Below are 20,256 nucleotides of genomic sequence, written 5' to 3'. Positions count from 1 at the left end.
GAGTACCAACGGATGATCCGTTCACTATGGATTTCCAAAACCGGTCTGGACGCTCAGCAGACCAACATGGATGTTATTTCTAACAACCTGGCTAACGTTAGCACCAACGGATTCAAGGCCCAACGGGCGGTGTTCGAGGACTTACTGTACCAGACCGTGCGCCAGCCCGGCGCGCAATCCTCTGACCAAACCACGCTGCCCTCCGGCCTGCAACTAGGCACCGGGGTCAGGCCGGTTTCCACCGAGCGGCTATTCAGCCAGGGAAACCTGCAACAGACGTCCGAGTCCAAGGATTTGGCCATCAACGGTCAAGGGTTTTTCCAGGTACTGCTGCCGGACGGCACCACGGCCTATACCCGCGACGGGTCGTTTCAGGTGGATGCCAACGGGCAATTGGTGACCTCCAGCGGCTATACCATTCAGCCGGCCATTACCATTCCGGCCAATGCACAAACTATTACCGTCTCCCGCGACGGGGCGGTGAGCGTGACCGTTCAGGGGCAAACCAATGCCCAGCAGGTGGGACAACTGACCTTAAGCAACTTTGTCAATAACGCCGGGCTGGAAAGCCTGGGTGAAAATCTTTATCAGGAAACCGAAAGCTCGGGGGCGCCAACGGAATCCAATCCCGGCCAAAATGGCGCCGGTTTGCTTTATCAGGGCTACGTGGAAACCTCCAATGTCAACGTGGCCGAAGAGCTGGTGGATATGATTCAAGTGCAGCGCGCTTATGAAATCAACAGCAAAGCCATAACCACTTCCGACGATATGCTTGAAAAGCTGACTCAGATGTAATGGCTGAACAAAGCGGGATTGCCAACCGCGTTTTTGCGATAGAGCGGCGCTAGTGCGGCGGTTGTCTTGGAATAATTCACGGCGATCATGGTCAGATAAAGTGACGCTGTAACATATGCGCGTCTCTGGTGGGTATGTCTGCCGATCAGGACGCAACGGGCCTTATGAAACAAAAAGAGACGATTTTCACCACGCCGCCGCGCGGGGCGCGATGCGACGGTTTATCCACGACGGGCGCCTTTATGGCGCTGGCCGTGCTGATATTGGCCGGGTGCGGCTCACACCACGAAACTCTGGTGCAGGGGCAGACCACCGCGCAGCCGGCACCGGCGTCGGTGCCGGTGGCCAACGGTTCGATTTTTCAATCGGTACAGCCGATGAACTACGGCTACCAGCCGTTATTTGAAGACCGCCGTCCGCGCAATGTCGGCGATATTCTGACCATTACCCTGCAGGAAAATGTCAGCGCCAGCAAGAGCTCCACCGCCAGCGCCGATCGGGCGGGCAGCGGTACCCTGAAAGTCACCACGGCGCCGACGGCATTGAATGGCCTGATAGGCAATGGTAAAGCGGATGTCAATACCAACGGCACCAATGACTTCTCAGGTAAAGGGGGCGCCACTGCCCAGAATACCTTTACCGGCACGATCACGGTAACCGTTGACCAGGTCATGTCAAACGGCAATCTGAGGGTGGTGGGCGAGAAACAAATCGCTATCAATCAGGGAACGGAGTTTATCCGTTTCTCGGGCGTGGTTAACCCGCGCACCATCACCGGCGATAACTCGGTACTGTCGACGCAGGTAGCGGATGCCCGGATCGAATATGTCGGCAAAGGTTATATCAATGAAGCGCAGGAAATGGGTTGGCTGCAACGCTTTTTTCTTAAATGGTCGCCTTTTTAAACAGGTAACGATAAGCATGTGGATTTCAGCCTTGATATTTTTCCGGCGCTACCGTGGGATTTTTTTGCTGGCGCTGACGGTGCTGGCCACCCCCGCCGGCGCGGAACGGTTAAGGGATCTGGTGGATATCCAGGGCGTGCGGGGGAATCCGCTGATTGGGTACGGGTTGGTGGTGGGTCTGGATGGCACCGGTGATCAGACCACCCAAACGCCGTTCACCACCCAAAGTCTGACCAATATGCTGTCGCAATTGGGCATTACGGTCCCCACCGGCACCAATATGCAGCTTAAGAACGTTGCCGCCGTGATGGTGACCGCCAATTACCCGGCCTTTGCCCGCGCCGGGCAAAATATCGATGTGGTGGTGTCATCCATGGGGTCGGCCAAAAGCCTTCGTGGGGGTACCTTATTGATGACGCCGCTAAAAGGCGCGGATAACCAGGTCTATGCGCTGGCGCAAGGCAACCTGCTGGTGGGCGGGGCGGGGGCCTCATCCGGCGCCAGCCGGGTGCAGGTCAATCAGCTGGCCGGGGGGCGCATTAACGATGGTGCCGTCATCGAGCGGGAACTGCCCAACACGTTCGGCAGCAGCCGTCTGCTTACGCTGCAATTGAAACAGGAAAATTTCAGCCTGGCGCAGCGGGTCAGCGATACCATTAACGGACAAGGGGGCATGGGTTTGGCCAGAGCTGTGGATGCGCGCACCATTGAATTGCAACTGCCCGCCAATAATAGCAGCCAGGTACGTTTCCTATCGCAAATCGAAGATATCAATATCGATATCGGTGAAATAGATGCCAAGGTCATCGTCAATTCACGCACCGGGTCAGTGGTGATGAACCGCAACGTGATGCTGGAAAACTGCGCTGTGGCCCAGGGTTCCCTGTCGGTGGTGGTAGATAACCAGCAAAACGTCAGCCAGCCGGATACGCCGCTGGCGGGAGGACAAACGGTGGTGACCCAGCAAACGCAGATTTCGGTCAACCAGGGCGGCGGTTCGTTGAAAAACGTCAGATCCAGCGCCAATCTCAGTAGCGTGGTGCGCGCGTTAAATGCCTTGGGCGCGACGCCAAACGACCTGATGTCCATCCTGCAAGCCATGCACAGCGCCGGGTGTTTACAGGCCTCACTGGAGATCATCTGATGCGGGTGAATGACCCGGTCGATCCCACCTCCGCCGCCTATGACGCCAATTCATTGGCAAAGCTGCATACCGCCGCGGCACAGTCATCTCCGCAGGCGCTTAAGGCCGTGGCGAAGCAGGTGGAGGGGCTGTTTGTGCAGATGATGCTCAAGAGCATGCGCGAGGCGTTGCCAAAGGGCGGATTGACCGACAGCAGCCAGGCTGATCTCTATACCAGCCTCTACGATCAGCAAATGTCCCAGCAGATGTCTTCAAAAGGCCTGGGGCTGGCGGATATGATGGTCAAGCAACTGAGCCGCAACGGCAGCGGACCGGACGATGCCGGGGTCGCCGCCGCCGGGGACTCCGCCAAGGCGGCGCCGATGGATATGACCATCGTCCATGGTCACGCCGCCGGCAGCGTGGCCTACAGCCCTTGGTCGATGCCGGGGGGATCCTATCAACAGGGACAGCGCCAATCCCGGCAGGGTGAAGAATCCGGCAATAACACCGCCGGCGGACAGGGTTTTACCGACAAGCTCACCATACCGGCCATGGTCGCCAGTCAGCAAAGCGGTATCCCGCACCATCTGATTTTGGCCCAGGCGGCGCTGGAATCGGATTGGGGACGGAGGGAAATCCCCGCCGCCAACGGCCAGCCCAGTTATAACCTGTTCGGTATCAAAGCCTCCGGCGATTGGCATGGTAAAACCACCAGCGTGATGACCACGGAGTATCAAAACGGCCAATCGGTTAAGGTCATGCAGCGCTTTCGCGTGTATGACTCCTACCTGGACGCCATCAAGGACTATGTCCATGTGCTCACCGATAATCCCCGTTATCGCGAGGTGGTGAACGCCGTTCAGCCTGAAGCGGCCGCTTACGCATTGCAGCGGGCGGGTTACGCCACCGATCCCGACTACGGCGCCAAGCTGGTGCAGATCATCAGTCAGTTGAAGAACGCCGCCGCCCGCGGGGCATCCGCGTATACCCGCGATATCGGCGGGCTGTTTTAGCGCCGCCGTGAAATCACAGCAAGCAGCCACTGCCGGCCACGATTTTTTTTTCCGACACTCAAGTTTGGCCCGGCCGGGACGATATAACAAAAAAGGGTGTGGCGGATTGCCGCGATTGAGAACGGCGCTATAAACCCTGGATAGTTCGGCTGAGGGATACCTACGTACCCACAGCTTGAAGTATGACGGGTATACGCTCCCCGGAATAAGGAAAAACGATGTCCAGTTCATTAACCAATATAGCCGCCAGCGGTATCCAGGCTGCGCAGATTGCTTTGAATACGGTGGGGAACAATATCTCCAATGAGCCGGTTGCCGGCTATAACGAGGAAAAAACCCAGCTTTCCGAAAGCCTGGGATCCGGGTTGAGCGGTAATGGCGTGACAGTCACCGGAGTGACCCGGGTATATGACTCGCTGGTGGTGAGTCAGTTGCAAACCGCGTCGGCCACTGCCGATGCCACTACTACTTATTACAATCAGGTGTCTCAGATAGACGATATGCTCTCTACCAGCGATACCGATTTGTCCTCGGCGATGAGTACATTTTTCACCAGCATCCAATCGATGAGCAGCAACGCCTCTGATACCTCCGCGCGGCAAACCGTCATCGGCAGCGCCGGCAGCATGGTGGATCAGTTCCAAAGCGCCGCTACCTATCTGCAAAGCATGGGTACGTCGGTGAATCAGCAGGTGAGCACCAGCGCGGCTGAAATCAATAATTACACCAAGGAAATCGCCAGCCTTAACAGCGAGATTGTCAGCTCCGGCGGCAGCCAGGCGCCCAATTCCCTGCTGGATCAAAGGGATGAGCTGGTAAGCGAACTCAACGGTATCGTCGGCGTGACCTCCAGCGTGCAGGATAACGGCTCCGTCAATCTGACCTTTGCCAACGGCATGACGCTGGTGCAGGGCAGCAGCGCCTATCAGGTGCAAGCGGTGCCCTCCAGCGCCGATGCGTCTAAAACCGTTCTGGCCTATGATCGGGGAACCGGCACCCCGGTGCAGATTAATGATGCCAGTATCACCACCGGCAGCCTCGGCGGGCTACTGTCGTTCCGGGACGGGGCACTGACCGATGCCACCAACGCACTCGGCCAGTTGGCCCTAAGCCTGGCCAGCAATATGAATCAAACCAACGAGGCGGGGGTCGATTTGAACGGTGACGCCGGCAGCGCGTTTTTCACTTATGCCGATCCTACCGTTACGGCCAATAGCAAAAACAGTGGCACTGCTCAGGCCTCCGCCACTTATGACGGCGACAATACCGACCAGGTGCAGGCCAGCCAATATCAGGTCAAGTACGTTAACGGCAACTGGCAGGTAACCCAAAGCAGTACCGGCACTGTCCTCGCCGCGGCCGATGTCCAGCAGGTTACCGATAGCACCACAGGGGTTACGACCTTGACCTTTGACGGGTTGAACGTGGCCGTAACCGGTACGCCGGCCAACAACGACAGTTTTACCGTCGATCCGGTGTCCAATGTGATCGGCAGCATGAAGGTGGCGATTACCGACCCGGGGGATATCGCCGCCGGCCTGCCTGATGATGACGATGACGGCACCGAAACCGGCGCCAGCGATAACCGCAATGCCGAAAACATGTTGGCGCTGCAAAACGACCAGATCGTCGGCGGTTCCGCCACCCTGAGCACCGCCTATGCCACGCTGGTAAGCAATGTCGGCACCGAAACCAGCAATGCCGAGGTCACCAGCACCGCCCAGGCCAATATCGTTACCGCGCTGACCAATCAGCAGCAATCGTCATCCGGTGTCAACCTTGATGATGAATACATTGATTTGACGCGCTATCAACAATATTACCAGGCCAATGCCCAGGTGATTTCCACCGCCAGCGACTTGTTCAACTCATTGTTATCGGCGGTGGCAGGTTAAGCGGCCGTCCGCTTTTTTCAGTATTATCGTAAAGGATAAACGCCATGCACATGAGCACCAGCATGATTTATCAGCAAAGTTTGAATGCCATTGATAACAACTACAGCTTATTGCAGTCCAGCCAGATGCAGCTTTCCACCGGCAATCGGGTTAATGTGCCCTCCGATGATCCCATCGCCGCGTCGCAAGCGGTGATCATAAATCAGACTCAATCGATGAACACTGAATACAGCGCGGCGAGCACCTCGGCCAACAACAGCCTTTCGCTGGAGAGTTCGGTGCTCGGCCAGATCACCACCGTGATCCAAAATGCCCAAACGCTGATCATCCAGGCGGGAGACGGCACTTTGAGCGACTCGGATCGCCAGTCGCTGGCGACCACGCTTGAATCCTATAAAGCGCAGCTATTGTCACTGGCCAATACCAAAGACAGCAACGGCAACTATATCTTTGCCGGTTATGACACCGGTTCCGCGCCCTATAGCGAAGCTGCGTCCACCGGCGCCATCAGCGGCGTCGTCAGCTACAGCGGGGGGAACCAGGCCATCACCCAGCAGGTAGATGCCACCACCAGCATGGCGGTGGGGGATGTCGGCTCGGATGTGTTCGATCGCCTGCAGGCGGGCGCTACGCCGGAACCGGACGGCTCGGACAGCGACGCGGATATCTTTAGCACTATCGACGATGCGCTTACCGCGCTGACGACGCCGCAGGATGACGCGGATTCGGACACCGCCGCCGCCTATACCGCCGCCATGGCCAAAGCCACCCGCGGTTTGGGCAACTCGCTGAACAATGTACTGGCCGTCCAGTCATCCGCCGGCACCAAGCTGAATCAATTGGACGCTATCGACAGCATCAGTACCGATCGTTCCACCATGTATCAGACGCAAATCGGCGATTTGACCGGGACTGACTGGTATTCGGCCATCTCGGCTTACAGTATGCAACAAGCGGCCCTGCAGGCCTCCTATACCACCTTCAGCGCCATGAGCAAGCTGTCTTTATTCCAGATGAACAGTTAAGCACTGCGCCCCAACCCGTCCGGTGGCTCTGGCGGGTTCTTTGGGAGGCTAACGCTTACGCCTCCTATATTATGCCGCGCGTCTGGCGACGGGCGGCACATTTTTTATCCCTGCGGCAATTCCCGCAACATGCCGGCCATTAAATCAAAGACTTCCCCCATCAGCCTTTCCCAAAAAGGCACCATCAAGGGCAGCAGCAGGCTAAAAACCAATATGCCGATGGTCAGGGTCAGCGGAAAGCCGATGACAAACACCGTCAGCTGCGGGGAGACACGGTTCAACAGGCCCAAGGCGATATTCATCGTCAGCAGCAAGGTTATCATCGGCAACGCCAGCATCAGGCCGTTGATGAAAATCATCCCACTGGCGCGGCACAGTGCCATAAATCCCTCGGCGTTCAGCGGCAAGGCGTTAATGGGCAGCGTTTGAAAACTATCGGCCAGTAAAGATATCATCCACAAATGGCCGTTCAGGCTGAGAAAAACCAACAGGGTAAGCATGTTCATGAACTGAGCCAGTATCGGCATATTCAGGCCGCTGGCGGGGTCCAAAAAGGTGGCGAAAGAGAGCCCCATTTGCAAACCGATCACTTCCCCCGCCATTTCAATGGCGGCAAACGCAAACTGCATCATCAGCCCCAGGGCGGCCCCAATCAGAAATTGCTGGATACCCAGCCAGAAACCGGCCACCGAATAAATCGGCGTCGCCACAGCGGGCAGCAACGGCGCGAGAAGCGAGGTTACGGCAACCCCCAATCCCACCTTGACCCAGGAGGGAATGCTGGCCTGGCTGAAAAGCGGGGCGGTGCCGATCAGCGCCAAAATGCGGACCAGCGGCCAGAAACCCTGGGTGATCCAATGGGACAACTGGGCAATATCAAAGGGCATCATCGTTAACCGGCGAGGGAGGGCAGGCTGGCGAACAGGGCGCGCATATAATCCAGTATCAGGTTGAGCATCCAGGGACCAGCGATAACGCCGGTGGCAACCACCGCCAGGATTTTGGGGATAAACGATAGCGTCATTTCATTGATTTGCGTGGCGGCCTGAAGCAGACTGACTATCAACCCGCTGAGCAGCGCGGCGATCAATAACGGCGCCGCCAATGCCAACGCCACCAATATTGCCTGATGGCCCATGGACATCACTGATTCCGGTGTCATTTTTTTGCCTGGGTTATGGGTGAATATTCTGGGTTAGGTATAAAAACTTTGCGCCAGCGAACTGAGCAACAGCTGCCAGCCGTCCACCAGCACAAACAGCATAAGTTTAAACGGCAGTGAAATGGTGGCCGGCGGCACCATCATCATCCCCAGCGCCATCAATACGCTGGCCACCACCAAATCAATAATTAAAAATGGGATAAAAATAGTAAACCCGATTTGAAAGGCGGTTTTCAGTTCACTGGTGGCATAGGCGGGCAACAGAATCCGCATCGGCACCGCTTCCGGTCCCTGCAGCGGGCCCTGATTGGCTAAACGGGCAAACAACGCCAAATCCGCCTGCCGGGTTTGCCGCAGCATGAAGGCTTTCAGGGGTTGCGCGCCTTTATCAATGGCGTCCTGCATGGTGATTTTGTTTTCGCTCAGGGGCAAATAGGCCTCGGTATATATGTTATCGAATACCGGGGCCATCACAAAAAAGGTCAGAAACAGCGCCAATCCCAATAACACCTGATTGGGCGGCGCAGAGGGCGTGCCCATGGCGCTGCGCAGCAGGCTCAGCACAATGATGATGCGGGTAAAGCTGGTCATCAACATTAACGCTGCCGGGATAAAGGCCAGGGACGTGAGGAAAACCAGGGTTTGTACCGGCAGCGACCAGCTTTGACCGCCGCCGGCCAAGGGATGGATGGCGATGCCCGGCAATTGCGCCCAACCGGCGGGGGACAGGCCCAGTAACCCCAGGGCCAGGGCCGCAAGCGCGACGCCGCGGGACGGTAAAAATAGCCGAAGCCGTCTGTTGCTCATTGATCCTTTCCTGTCCGGCGCATGACCAGGCGCAAACGCTGGCGAAAATCCCCCGCCAGGGCGGCGGAGCGGGCATTCGCATCCGCATCGGCAGCCGGCGCGGGCAGGCTGTGCAGCGGGGTGATGTTCTGCGCCGTCACCCCAAGCACCAGCCAGGTGCCTTCCACTTCCACCACCACCACCCGCTCCCGCGGTCCCAGGGAACAGCTGGCCTGCAGCGTCAGCCGCTGCGACTGTTTGGCTGCCGGCGCCAGGCCGAGCTTGCGCACCAGCCAGGCCACGATGATGATTACCAAAAGTATGCCGCCCAGCGCGCTGCCCACCTGGGTCAAGGCGCCGGCGGCGTCAAACCCACGGGCAACGGGTACGGCGATTTGGACGGCGGATTGGGGCTGCGCGTCGCTCATTTAGCGGCTTAACCGGCGCATACGCTCGGAGGGAGTGATAATATCGGTAATCCGCACACCGTATTTATCCGCCACCACCACTACTTCTCCCTGGGCTATCAAATAGCCGTTGATGAGAATGTCCAGCGGTTCTCCCGCCAGGCCGTCCAGCGCCACCACCGAACCCTGCGACAGCCGCAGCAATTCCTTGATGGTCATTTTGGTGCGCCCCAGCTCAACGGTGAGTTTCACCGGGATATCCATAATCATATCGATATCCTGCAACGGTCCGGCGCTGTCTTCCGCGGTCAGTTGATGAAATATGCCGTCAGTGGACGCCGGCCGTTCTTTGCTCACGGCCTGCTGTTCGTCAAACGCCTCTGCCCACAGATCGTCGGCGGATGGCTTATCTTCACCGGACGGTTTCTTTGGGTCACTCATCGGGCAGTTCCTCATCAAGGGAGTTCAATACGGGATTAATCAGTTGTTTTACGCTCAGTGCGTACTGACCGTTCAGGGTGCCGTAGTTACTGGTCAGCACCGGCACGCCGTCCACATGGGCAATCAAATAGTCAGGTTTATCTATGGGCAGTACATCACCGGGCGTCAGTTTGAGAATTTCCGACAGCCGCAGGGTGACTTCGGCGAAGTTGGCCACCAGCTCCAGTTCAGAATGCTGCACTTGCTTCACCAGGTTTTCGCGCCAGCCCTGGTCTTCCATACGGGAGTTTTCCAGCGGCGGATTGGTCAGCAATTCCCGCAACGGTTCGATCATGGAGAAGGGTATACAGATATAAAACTCACCCACCATCGAACCGATTTCCACATGGAAGGGGGTGGTGACCACGATATCGTTGGGAGAAGTCGTGATATTGGTGAATTTCACCTGCATTTCGGCGCGAACGTATTCCACGTTCAGCTTGTAGATGGCATTCCAGGCGTCTTCATAGCCGTCCAGCGCCAGCTTCAGCATCCGGCGGATGACCCGTTGTTCGGTATGGGTGAACTCACGGCCTTCCACCTTGATGGGGAACCGGCCGTCGCCGCCGAACAGATTATCCACGGCAATAAACACCAGGCTCGGTGAGAAGACGAATAACGCAGTGCCCCGCAGCGGCTTGAGGTGGATCAGATTCAGGTTGGTGGGCACCGGCAAATTACGGGCGAAATCATGGTAAGGCTGGATCTTGATGGCGCCGACGGTAATATCCGGACTGCGGCGCAACAGGTTGAACAAACCCATGCGAAAAGATCGCGCAAAGCGTTCATTAATGATTTCCAGCGCTTGCAGCCGTTCGCGCACCACCCTGCGCTGGGTATTGGGATCGTAGGGTTTAACATCATTGTCGCTGCCGCTGCTCACCGGCAGTTGCTCATTGTCGTCGCCGTTCAGCAGCGCATCGATTTCAGCTTGAGAGAGAATGCTATCGCCCATGGTATTCAGCGCAATATAAAGGCGGTAAAAAGAACATCGTTGACGACCGGTCGCGGTTGACCGTTCACCAAGGGTTCGCTCAGCACCTGTTTGATTTGATCCACCAACCGTTGCTTACCCTGGTCGTTGGCCAGGGCGTCCGCGTCCTGGCGGGAAAGCAGTAATAACAGTCGACTGCGTACTGCGGGTAAAAAGTCGTTAAATTCCTTGCGCGTTGCTTCGTCCGGCAAGCGCAATGTCAAACCGATATAAAGCACCCGGTCGGGATCGTTGGTCGGATTAACCAGGTTTACCGTAAAGGTGTCCAGCGGCAAAAAGATGGGGGTCGGCGGCACCGGCGGGGCGCTGGTGACGGTGGCCAGCTCACCGGGCAAGCGGTGTTGCCACCAGTAATAACCCGCTGCTCCGCCGGCAGCCAAAATAATGACTGCTAAAACTACTTTCCATTTGGTTTTTTTACCAGCCGAAGGAAGCACATTCTGAGACATAACGTTTAGATATTCCTATAATCATGACGACATTTTTCCTTTGCAGAACCCGCAAAATGCCGATTATTGTTGGCATTATCCCGTCTCCATTGGATTTCAATAGGACGAATAGACGGGATAATTTGCGTTAACTTGAGCGTTTGCTGACTTAGACAAAGGTATCGATGCCGGCGGCGCGGCCGATGGGGGGCTGCGTCGGCGTTACCTGGGTATTATCGGCCTGGGCGGCAACTCTGTTGATGGAAAATGTCTCACCCGTTTGACCGCCGGAGGAGGCATTCTGGCCGTTGCCTCCCCAGTTAGGCATGGCATCGCCGCCGACGCTGCTTTGCCCAAGATTAATGCCGCTTTGCGCCAGCGAGTCGCGTAGCTGCGGCAGCGCATCCTCCAGAGCGGCGCGTACCTGGCTATGTCCCGACGCCAGGTGGATTTGCATCTGGTTATTGGTGTCCACCTGCATACTGATTTGCACCGTGCCGAGACTGTCAGGATGCAGGCGCAGTTCGGCACTTTGCTGACCGTCGCGGCTGTACATCACCACTTGCTGGCCGATGGCTTGCTGCCATTCATCACTGCCTAATTGCGCGCTTATCAAGGCGCTGGCGGGCGTCGGCGTGGTAGCGGCATTGCCGCCGGGGGCGCTTAAGGTCGGCATGACTACCGACGCGGTGCCGCCCTGGGATGAACCGCTGTCCATAGACATATCGCCGATTTTTTTCAGGGTGATAACGGTATCGTTTGTTCCGCTATTGGTCTGGGCTGAATTCGTGGTCTCAAGGGAAACGGGAACTACCGCCGCCTGAGCGGCGTCGCTGTCGGTTGTCGAAGGTTGTTCCTTGGCCTCCGTGGCCACGGGTGAAGCCTTGTTGTCCTGGGACTCGAGGGCCATGGCGGTGGTGGATTTTTTCAGGGCCGCCGGAATCGTGGTCTTGGACGCATTGTGGTTATTGGCGACGGTTTGATGATAATCGGCGTTGGTCTGTGCGAGGAGTGCACTGTTATCCGCCGCGGTGGACGTTTGATTTTGCGTCGTCGCTTCCGGTGCTGCATTACCACTGTCTGCGTTTTTGTCCGGCGCAGTATCGTCCGCGGCGCTGTTATCGGCGGTGAAAAACGTTGACGCCGTGCCGATGGCGGCACTCGCCGCGGTGTCAGCAAGGGAAGGGATGCCGCTGACGTCGGCCGCCAGGGCTTGCCCGTCTGAAATCGTCTGGGCAATCGGCAACGAGACCGAACTGGTCTGAGCCAATAATGCCATCAGGTTTTGTGCGGCGCTGCTGTCCAGGGCGGGATCGGCGTTTTTTTCCGCCGCGCCGCCGGCGGCGGTTTTCGTTGCGGGGTCAATACTCTTAGTGATGCCGGCGGGCGCCGGCGTAATTACGTCCGAATCGCTACTGCCATCGCGATCTTCTTGCTCGTTTCGTTGACGCGCCGCGGAATCCGTCTGTGTCGATAGGCTGTTAGGCGTTCCCTGCACATACGGCGAGGCGTCGGAGGAATCATTGGCGGACGTGGTTCTGCTTTCAGCGGACGAAGCAGGCTGCTGCGGTTGCCGATTGTTAAGCTTGCTGTTCAACAGCGAGCTGAAACCCTGGTCGCCGCCATCGGCAGCCACCGCCGTCACGCTTCCGACGGCGGCAACTCCCGCCGTCGGGGTGATCTCATTGGGCAGTGTTATCATTTATAATTTCCTCGCCGTAGCCTGCTGGGCAAACTCATCCATTTGTTTCTGGTCAAGCCGATTTTCTTTAGACTGCTGAATCCGCATATAGCGGGAATTCAACGTGGAAAGGGCATTGAGACGCTGCTGCTTGGTCTGCCACTGCTGGATCGCCTGCTGCACCCGCTGGCCCCATTGGGTCAATAAATTGCGATGCTGCTCAATGGCGGTTTCCAGCGTGTTGATAAATTGCTGGTAGTTATACCAACTAGCGGAGGCCATGCCTTTTGTCATGCCGCTTTGCAATTTTTGCCGGTACTCTTTTTCGTATTGCTGCAATTGCTCCAGTTGATTTTTGGCCGATAGCTGGGACTGGCGGACTTCACCCAATCGGATCGACGCCTGGTCCAGCTCTTCTTTCGCCTTTTCCCGCAAAATATCAAGGGCAGTGTGACTGTTCATCTAACCTCGTTACCCGACTTAGCCAAATAATCCCTGCAGCTGCTCGCAAGCCTGCGGATAATCGCTGCGCTGATGCATATTCTGCTGCAAAAAAGCCTCTATGGCCGGATAGAGCGCGATGGCCCGGTCCAGTAGTGGGTCGCTGCCGGCGGCATAGGCGCCGACGCTGATTAAATCCCGGTTGCGCTGATACCGGGACAAGAGCTGTTTGAATTGCCTCACCAATTGTTCCTGTTCCGGAGGAACGATGGCGGTCATGGCGCGGCTGATGGACGCTTCAATATCGATGGCCGGATAATGGCCTGATTCCGCCAGCTGGCGCGACAGGACGATATGGCCGTCCAGAATGGCGCGCGCCGCGTCGGCGATGGGGTCCTGCTGGTCGTCTCCCTCGGTGAGCACGGTATAGAACGCCGTAACGGAGCCGCCGCCGCTGACCCCGTTGCCGGCGCGCTCCACCAGGGCGGGCAGCCGGGCAAAGACCGAAGGAGGATATCCTTTGGTGGCCGGCGGTTCCCCCACCGCCAGGGCGATTTCCCGCTGCGCCATGGCATAGCGGGTCAGGGAATCCATTATCAGCAAAACGTGATAACCGCGATCGCGAAAATCCTCGGCGATACGGGTGGCATATGACGCGCCCTGCATTCGCAGCAGCGGCGAGACATCCGCCGGGGCTGCTATCACCACCGACCGTTTCAAGCCCTCAGCGCCAAGGATATTATCGATAAAATCCTTTACCTCGCGGCCGCGTTCGCCAATCAGGCCCACCACGATCACATCCGCCCGTGTGTAGCGCGCCATCATGCCCAGCAAAACGCTTTTGCCCACGCCGGAACCGGCAAACAGCCCCATACGCTGTCCGCGACCCACGGTCAGCAGCGCATTGATGGTGCGCACTCCTACATCCAGCACATCGGCGATGGGGGTGCGCTGCAGCGGATTCACCGGCGCGGTGTTCAGCGACGCGCTATAACCGGTATCCGCCGCGGGCAAACCGTCCAGCGGCTTTCCGCTGCCGTCCAGCACCCGGCCCAGCAGCTCGACGCCCAGGGGCAACTGTTTGCCGGACTGGCCGTCTTCACGTACGCGGGCATAGACCCGGGCGCCGGGCACAATACCCTCCACCTCTTCCAGCGGCATCAAAAACAGCTTATCGCCATTGAAACCCACCACTTCACAATCAATTTCGTCAATAATATCCTGGCGCAGGCGTTCGATAAGACAGGGCGCGCCGAGGGGCAATTGCAAGCCGGTGGCCTCCATGATAAGGCCGGTGGCGCGGGTCAAACGACCGTAATGACGCACCATCGGCGTCCCTTCAAGGCGCTGTTCGAGGGAATCCAGCGACTTCAGCCAACGCCCGAGGCGCGCGGTCATTATAATTCTCCCGGAGCGGCCAGTCTGCACAGCTCATGCCAGCGGGTAGCCAGGCTGGCGTCAAGGTCCCCTTCCTGCGCCGTTACCTTACAGCCGCCGGGATGCACATCGCTATCGGGAATGAGCCGCCAGCCGTGCAAATCAAGCGTCGCCCCCAATTGTTTTTCCACCAGAGGCACCAGCGACGGATGCACGTGCAGCTGCGGTTTCCCGCTGAGCATCGGTTCTTGCTGCATTAATTGCTGAATCTGCCGCAGCATGGCGGTGCCTTCTCCCACCGGGGCCTGGCCCAAAACCTTTCTGGCGGCGGTCAGCGCCAACTGCGCCAGGCGTTCCGCCATCACGCTGTCCAGCGCATCCAGCGTATGCTGAAATTCGCTCACCAGCAGCTGCAGCTGCGCCACGGCGGGCTGCTGCTCCTGGAATATCAGCTGGCGGCCTTCCTCCTGGCCGGCCCGCAGCCCGGCCTGATATCCGTCCTGCCGGCCTTGCTTAAAGCCCTCATCAAATCCGTTGCGCTGCGCATCCGCCTGGATTTTTTTGCGCATCTCATTAAGCGCCGCCTGCTGGGCGGATTCTTCCGTCGCCGGTTCATCCAGCGGCGAGGGCATTACCGGCGGCAATACCGGCTGGGCCAAATCGTCCAATGCCCAAGGCCGCCAGGGTAAATGATTGAATGCATCAGACATACGTATCCTCCCCACCGCCAATAGCCATCTCGCCGCTTTCCGCCAAACGGCGGACAATCAGCAGAATAGCCTTTTGTTCGTTCTCCACCTGAGACATACGCACCGGTCCGCGGGTGGCTAAATCGTCGCGCAGAATCTCCGCGGAACGCTGCGGCATATTGCGCAGGAATTTTTCCCGCAGCGGCGGGGCGGCATTTTTCAGCGCGATAAGCAGGGATTCCGATTCCACTTCCTGCAGCAAACGCTGGATGCTGCGATCGTCCACTTCCACCAGATTTTCGAACAGGAACATCTCGTCGATGATTTTTTGCGCCAATTCGCCGTCGAAGTCCCGCACGGCGCTGATAACCGCCTCTTCCTGCTGGGTTTTCATCAGGTTGATTATCTCGGCCGCGGTACGCACGCCGCCCATTTTACTGCGTTTCATGTTCTGGCCGTCGAGCAGGCCGTTAAGCACCTCGGTCAATTCCGCCAGAGCGGAAGGCTGTACGCCGCCGAAGGTGGCGATACGCAGCATCACGTCGTGGCGCAGTTTTTCATCAAACAAGGCCAGAATATCGGCGGCCTGGCCGCGGCGCAGATGAACCAGAATGGTGGCGATAATTTGCGGATGCTCTTCGCGGATAAGGTCCGCCGCGCTTTGCGGCTCCATAAAGTTGAGGGTCTCCATGCCGGTGGTGGTTTCCCGGGTTTCGAGAATATCCTCCAGCAGGCTGGAAGCGCGCTCCTCGCCAAGGGCTTTGATCAACACCGAGCGCAAGAAATCTCCGGCATTGATACTCAGCGCGGCATATTGTTCCGATTCCGCCTCGAACTCTTTCAACACCTCCAGCAGCTGCTGCTGGGAAGTTTGCTGCATGTTGGCCATGGCGCTGCTGAGCTGCTGCACTTCCCGCGTCGATAAATGCTTGAAAACCTCCGCTGCCCGGTCCTCGCCCAGCGTCATAAGCAGGATGGCGCTTTTTTCGGTTCCATTCATCGTCATTGCTCGTTGCTCATCCATTGGCGAATCACTAACGCCACAATTCGTGGATCCCCATCCGCCATATCCCGGATGCGCTGACTGCGGGCCTCGGTATTTTCACGCTGCTGCGCCCGTTTCTGCTCGTCTTGCTGGTCGCGGCTGAGCTTGACCACCACATCTTCCGCCGCGCGAGGAGCCGGGGGCTGCGGCGCTACAGGCTCAGCTGCTTTAGCCCTCAGTAGCGGCCTGACCACCTTGTACCAAAGGATCACGGCCACCAGCAGTACCAGTAGCCAGCGTCCGGCGGTCATCAAGCCATCAAAAAATCCGGCCTGTTGCCAGAACGGTAGGTCACCTACGCTGAGTTCAGAATCAACGAACGGTGTATTAACGACATTGAGCGTGTCTCCCCGTTCAGCGGAAAAGCCCATGGCTTCGCGCGCCAGATCTTGCACCTGCGTCAATTGCTGCGGCGTCAACGCCACCAGTGGTTTACCGCCTTCTCCCGGCAGATAATTTACCACCACCGCCACAGATAGCCGCTGCAGGTTGCCTACGCTGCGTTCCACATGAACCACTTTATGGTCCAATTCGTAATTGATGGTTTCATCATGATGCGTATTGGACGGCACGGACAGTGTTGCCGGAGCGTTGCGGTTTTGCGCGCCGTTTACTCCGTTGGGATTATTGGCTGGCTGTCGACCGGTTTGCGTGGCGACCGTGCCGTTGATAGGCGCGGTCGCGGCGACCGACGGCTGGTTGGATAAAGCCCCCGGTATTCCCCCCGGCTGGTTCGCCCCTAACTGTTCGCTTTGCGTATCCTGTTTAGAGCGAATAGCCGAATTGTCATTACCGCCGTTAGGCTGATAGTGTTCATCCGTTTGTTCCTGAGCATCAAAATCTATCTGCGCGGTAACCTGCGCATGCACGTTGGCGCTGCCCACCATCGGGGCTAGGATATTTTCAATATTTCGCTGATAGCGGCTTTCCAATTCAGTGCTGAATTTCAGCTGGCTGGCGTTAAGCATCCGGCCATTGGCATCGGCCTGGGTCAGCAGGTGGCCTTGCTGATCCACCACCGTGACATTGGCGGGGGGCAACCCGGCCACGCTGCTGGAAACCATGTAAACGATGGCGTTGACCTGTCCATCATCAAGTGCGCGACCAGGTTGCAACACCAGGGTGACCGACGCGGTTGGGTTTTTTTGCTCCCTGACGAACAATGAAGGTTTCGGCATGGCCAGATGGACCTGCGCCGACCGAACCGGCCCCAGCGTTTCAATGGTCCGCGCCAGCTCGCCCTCCAGGCCGCGCTGGTAATTAATCTGTTCACTGAATTGGCTGATGCCGAATTTTTCCTGATCCATCAATTCGAAACCCACCGAACCGCCTTTCGGCAGACCCAGGCTGGCCAGTTTGAGCCGGGTTTCATACACCGACTCCGCCGGTACCAGCAAGGCGGTACCCTGGTCGCTGAAATGATAGGGGATGTTCATTTGGGTCAATTGCGCAACGATATCGCCGCCGTCCCGATCGTTAAGATTACTGTACAACACGCGGTAATCGGGACTTTTTGCCCAAAGCGCCATTACCACTACTATCGCAATCGCGGCGGCGGCGGCGATTGCAGCGGAAATTTTTGGATGGCTGCGCAGATGTTTCAATATCGGCATGAACAAATTCTTGCCCGGTCCGGAACCGTTTTTAACCGTACTCATGACATTGTCCTGGCATGAATTGAACGGGGCTGCTTAATGGCTAATAACAAAACACTCTCCATGCTTGTGCTTATCGGGCGTTGCCGGCGGTTCTGGATTTATGTGGATGTCATTATTTGCTTTTAGTGAGGCATTCGATGGCTGAAATAACCGGGTTTTTTAGCGTTATTTAGCCCGTTAGCCGATTTAGCCTTCTGGTAAGTTAGCTTATCGTAAAAAAATCTAGGGGGATCATATGGCTATTCCAGGCATTGAATCAGCGGTACAGCAGCTGCATCGCGCGGCGTCCCAGGCGGCGGGCAACGCCGGCGATACACCGGTGACCGGCGGCAGCTTCGCCGATCAGCTCAGCGCGGCGCTGGATAATATCAGCGATTCGCAAAACAAGGCCACCATGGAATCGCAAGCCTACACCACCGGCAACTCGCCGCTGGGACTGAATGACGTGATGGTGGATATGCAGAAATCTTCCATTTCCCTGCAAACCGGCGTACAGGTGCGCAACAAACTGGTTGCCGCTTATCAGGATATAATGAATATGTCGGTATAATAGTATCAACGCTATGATTAATATGAGTTAAATCATTGCATATTTCGCTGGGGGGCCAAAGACGATAACGTTGGGAATTGAGCCCCGCCGGCACAAAGCGCTCCGAGCGAGGCGGCTACCGGGGACAATTCGGCGAGCAACCGCTTGATGCTCGCCAGAGTTTCTCTTAACGCCCCATTAAGTTTAGTGGATGTGTTTTAATCACTTGAGATCCCGGCTTATCTTTCAATTCCGCTGCTTTTGGGTCACCCGTGCTTAGCCATTTGTCGTAATCCTCATACACCTCCATAAAAGTACGGAAGAACACATGATGAGTCGACAAATTCTGTGTTAGAACATACGATTTTGCCAGCTCGTAAGCAGCTTCATTTTCCAACTTCATAACAATCTCCTTATGTTGAATCAAAATTGACCTTAGGCTGCTTCGAGCATGCAGGTATCTTGATAAAAAATCAGTGATCAATTGCATCCCTTTGCGATCCGTCAGTGCTAGGATGTGACGCAGTGTTGAATACGGACTTTGTGTTATGAAGATGAATGAATTGAAACCCATAGTCACTTTGGTTGCGGTGATTTTTTTTGGCGTGGTGGCCTACCTCAATAGCGGCGGGGAGGAGACAACAGCCCCTGCCATGCCCGCTGTTAACCCGCCGGCGCAGGCGAAGCCGGCAAAGGCCGCGGTAAATAAATTCTTGAATACGGCTAATTGCGCTTCATCTTCTTGCAAGTCAAGCGTCCCAAAACCCGCCAAATCCCTGCCTTTCGTCATTGAACATATTACCCTCAATAACGCCTTCAAGGATAATCACCGGCTGGTGAAAATCGAAGCGGGCGTTACCGGCGGGAACAGGATGGAGTGGGCGGCGACATCCATCGCCATCGCCGAAATCGCCTCCAGGACCGGGGCTGATTCTATTGAGGTATTGCTGAATAGAAATGAAATACCTGCCGATCAATCAACGATGTTCCGGCAATTATCTAATGTATATTATGCCCCGAACCAAAAAAAGAGCATTTGGGGTAACGCAATAAAAAGTAAATGGGAAATCTACGTGGCAAAGGAAAAAAATATCGCTACCAAGAGAGATATCGATATCAATAATTTTTTCGATAAAACAAATCAAAAGCTTATCGATAGCGGAGTGGATTACGATAAAGCCGATGAAAAAGCCGGCGTCATTACGGTGAATAAATTCCACTTAAAAAATGATTGGATTCTCTTTAGCGGTAATTTGAATGAAAGCGATGACGGCATTCCGAGGCAATCTATCCGTATCGTTCATAATAGCAAGGATGATTCACTTAAGGCATTGAATCAATGTCTTTCAGCAACCAATGCCAGTGTGGATTTATGCCATAAGTCCTAAGCCTAGAAAATAAATAATTATCTTTTAAGGTGTTCTGACGGGAAAAGATGATGAAATACAAAACCACCGGCAATAATAACCGGTGGCTTTATATCAAAAGGTTATTCAAGAGCTGCGGCCGCCGCCATGGCTGTGTTCACCGCCCTTTCTACCGGCTTCCGACGCTTTTTCAGGGTCATTCTTGAAGTTGCCCCCGCTATGCTGCCCGCCTTTCTTGCCGGCTTCGGAAGCTCGTTCAGGATCGTTTTTGAAATTGCCGCCGCTGTGCTGGCCGCCTTTCTGGCCCGCGCTTGATGCTTTCTCTTTATTTTCGGCAAAGTTACCTGAACCACCGCGATGTTCTGTCATGATAAACTCCTGCTCTAGTTGATGATGCTATTGAGAAATTGATAATTATAAATGGCATCATTTAAGATACCTAGATGGAAATAT

Annotated in this window: 23 protein-coding genes; 8 read left to right on the top strand and 15 right to left on the bottom strand. The window is 56.3% G+C overall.

The genetic code is table 11. The features are described 5' to 3' along the window. Window positions 1-12: 12 nt before the first annotated feature. The 6 genes from flgG (at window position 13) to flgL (ending at window position 6,759) form a co-directional block, all read left to right on the top strand. The gene (gene flgG, locus ACL2XO_RS17020; protein WP_413724768.1) at window positions 13-795 is read left to right on the top strand and encodes a flagellar basal-body rod protein FlgG; all 783 of its coding nucleotides are present in this window, start codon (window positions 13-15) and stop codon (window positions 793-795) included. 242 nt (window positions 796-1,037) lie between these two features. Then, window positions 1,038-1,700, top strand: coding sequence for a flagellar basal body L-ring protein FlgH (locus ACL2XO_RS17015; protein ID WP_413726956.1), 663 nt, complete (start codon window positions 1,038-1,040; stop codon window positions 1,698-1,700). A 16-nt stretch (window positions 1,701-1,716) separates the two neighbouring features. Further along, window positions 1,717-2,844, top strand: a complete 1,128-nt coding sequence (locus tag ACL2XO_RS17010) for a flagellar basal body P-ring protein FlgI (RefSeq protein WP_413741106.1) — start codon at window positions 1,717-1,719, stop codon at window positions 2,842-2,844. Beyond that, complete coding sequence (gene flgJ, locus ACL2XO_RS17005; protein WP_413724766.1) at window positions 2,844-3,839, top strand: flagellar assembly peptidoglycan hydrolase FlgJ; 996 nt, start codon at window positions 2,844-2,846, stop codon at window positions 3,837-3,839. Before ACL2XO_RS17010 ends, flgJ begins: the two co-directional genes overlap by 1 nt. Before the next feature lie 218 nt (window positions 3,840-4,057). Further along, window positions 4,058-5,734 carry a flagellar hook-associated protein FlgK gene (gene flgK / locus ACL2XO_RS17000; protein WP_413724765.1) on the top strand — a complete coding sequence of 559 codons (1,677 nt, stop codon included), beginning with the start codon at window positions 4,058-4,060 and terminating at the stop codon, window positions 5,732-5,734. Between the two features lie 44 nt (window positions 5,735-5,778). Further along, entirely contained in the window at window positions 5,779-6,759 is a 981-nt protein-coding gene (flgL, locus tag ACL2XO_RS16995) for a flagellar hook-associated protein FlgL (RefSeq protein ID WP_413741105.1), read from the top strand. Between the two features lie 104 nt (window positions 6,760-6,863). On the opposite strand, the gene fliR is transcribed toward flgL, so the two are convergent. The 13 genes from fliR to fliF form a co-directional block, all read right to left on the bottom strand. Continuing rightward, window positions 6,864-7,649 carry a flagellar biosynthetic protein FliR gene (gene fliR, locus ACL2XO_RS16990; protein ID WP_413741104.1) on the bottom strand — a complete coding sequence of 262 codons (786 nt, stop codon included), beginning with the start codon at window positions 7,647-7,649 and terminating at the stop codon, window positions 6,864-6,866. 2 nt (window positions 7,650-7,651) lie between these two features. Further along, window positions 7,652-7,921 (bottom strand): flagellar biosynthesis protein FliQ, encoded by a 270-nt coding sequence (gene fliQ, locus ACL2XO_RS16985; protein WP_413724762.1) that lies wholly within the window; start codon window positions 7,919-7,921, stop codon window positions 7,652-7,654. Window positions 7,922-7,954: 33 nt separating this feature from the next. Further along, window positions 7,955-8,728, bottom strand: a complete 774-nt coding sequence (fliP, locus tag ACL2XO_RS16980) for a flagellar type III secretion system pore protein FliP (RefSeq protein WP_413741103.1) — start codon at window positions 8,726-8,728, stop codon at window positions 7,955-7,957. Beyond that, entirely contained in the window at window positions 8,725-9,135 is a 411-nt protein-coding gene (gene fliO / locus ACL2XO_RS16975; protein WP_413741102.1) for a flagellar biosynthetic protein FliO, read from the bottom strand. The genes fliP and fliO overlap by 4 nt, the downstream gene beginning before the upstream one ends. Next, window positions 9,136-9,555, bottom strand: coding sequence for a flagellar motor switch protein FliN (gene fliN, locus ACL2XO_RS16970; protein WP_132921235.1), 420 nt, complete (start codon window positions 9,553-9,555; stop codon window positions 9,136-9,138). Continuing rightward, window positions 9,548-10,549 carry a flagellar motor switch protein FliM gene (gene fliM, locus ACL2XO_RS16965; RefSeq protein ID WP_132921236.1) on the bottom strand — a complete coding sequence of 334 codons (1,002 nt, stop codon included), beginning with the start codon at window positions 10,547-10,549 and terminating at the stop codon, window positions 9,548-9,550. The genes fliN and fliM overlap by 8 nt, the downstream gene beginning before the upstream one ends. A 5-nt stretch (window positions 10,550-10,554) precedes the next feature. Further along, window positions 10,555-11,037 carry a flagellar basal body-associated protein FliL gene (gene fliL, locus ACL2XO_RS16960; RefSeq protein ID WP_413724759.1) on the bottom strand — a complete coding sequence of 161 codons (483 nt, stop codon included), beginning with the start codon at window positions 11,035-11,037 and terminating at the stop codon, window positions 10,555-10,557. Window positions 11,038-11,185: 148 nt separating this feature from the next. After that, a complete protein-coding gene (locus ACL2XO_RS16955) occupies window positions 11,186-12,718 on the bottom strand; it encodes a flagellar hook-length control protein FliK (protein ID WP_413741101.1) in 1,533 nt (510 codons plus the stop codon). After that, window positions 12,719-13,159: a flagellar export protein FliJ gene (fliJ, locus tag ACL2XO_RS16950; RefSeq protein WP_413741100.1), complete on the bottom strand. Its 441-nt coding sequence runs from the start codon at window positions 13,157-13,159 to the stop codon at window positions 12,719-12,721. 18 nt (window positions 13,160-13,177) lie between these two features. Further along, complete coding sequence (fliI, locus tag ACL2XO_RS16945; protein ID WP_413741099.1) at window positions 13,178-14,536, bottom strand: flagellar protein export ATPase FliI; 1,359 nt, start codon at window positions 14,534-14,536, stop codon at window positions 13,178-13,180. Next, complete coding sequence (gene fliH, locus ACL2XO_RS16940) at window positions 14,536-15,225, bottom strand: flagellar assembly protein FliH (RefSeq protein ID WP_413741098.1); 690 nt, start codon at window positions 15,223-15,225, stop codon at window positions 14,536-14,538. Before fliH ends, fliI begins: the two co-directional genes overlap by 1 nt. Continuing rightward, window positions 15,218-16,210, bottom strand: a complete 993-nt coding sequence (gene fliG, locus ACL2XO_RS16935; RefSeq protein WP_413724754.1) for a flagellar motor switch protein FliG — start codon at window positions 16,208-16,210, stop codon at window positions 15,218-15,220. Before fliG ends, fliH begins: the two co-directional genes overlap by 8 nt. Beyond that, on the bottom strand, window positions 16,207-17,907 hold the full coding sequence (gene fliF, locus ACL2XO_RS16930; protein WP_413741097.1) for a flagellar basal-body MS-ring/collar protein FliF: 1,701 nt from the start codon (window positions 17,905-17,907) through the stop codon (window positions 16,207-16,209). The genes fliG and fliF overlap by 4 nt, the downstream gene beginning before the upstream one ends. 235 nt (window positions 17,908-18,142) lie before the next feature. Here fliF and fliE point away from each other — a divergent pair, with 235 nt between their 5' ends. Further along, a complete protein-coding gene (gene fliE, locus ACL2XO_RS16925; RefSeq protein WP_413724752.1) occupies window positions 18,143-18,457 on the top strand; it encodes a flagellar hook-basal body complex protein FliE in 315 nt (104 codons plus the stop codon). Between the two features lie 166 nt (window positions 18,458-18,623). On the opposite strand, the gene ACL2XO_RS16920 is transcribed toward fliE, so the two are convergent. Then, on the bottom strand, window positions 18,624-18,839 hold the full coding sequence (locus ACL2XO_RS16920; RefSeq protein WP_413724751.1) for a hypothetical protein: 216 nt from the start codon (window positions 18,837-18,839) through the stop codon (window positions 18,624-18,626). Window positions 18,840-18,984: 145 nt separating this feature from the next. Here ACL2XO_RS16920 and ACL2XO_RS16915 point away from each other — a divergent pair, with 145 nt between their 5' ends. After that, the gene (locus ACL2XO_RS16915; protein ID WP_413724750.1) at window positions 18,985-19,824 is read left to right on the top strand and encodes a hypothetical protein; all 840 of its coding nucleotides are present in this window, start codon (window positions 18,985-18,987) and stop codon (window positions 19,822-19,824) included. A gap of 105 nt (window positions 19,825-19,929) precedes the next feature. Here the strand turns inward: ACL2XO_RS16915 and ACL2XO_RS16910 are convergent, their stop codons facing one another. Further along, window positions 19,930-20,172, bottom strand: coding sequence for a general stress protein (locus tag ACL2XO_RS16910; RefSeq protein ID WP_132921246.1), 243 nt, complete (start codon window positions 20,170-20,172; stop codon window positions 19,930-19,932). Between the last annotated feature and the right edge of the window lie 84 nt (window positions 20,173-20,256).

It is taken from the genome of Sodalis sp. RH15, from assembly GCF_047324255.1.
GTDB lineage: Bacteria > Pseudomonadota > Gammaproteobacteria > Enterobacterales > Enterobacteriaceae > Acerihabitans > Acerihabitans ligni.
This window is presented reverse-complemented; position numbering and strand designations above follow the sequence as displayed.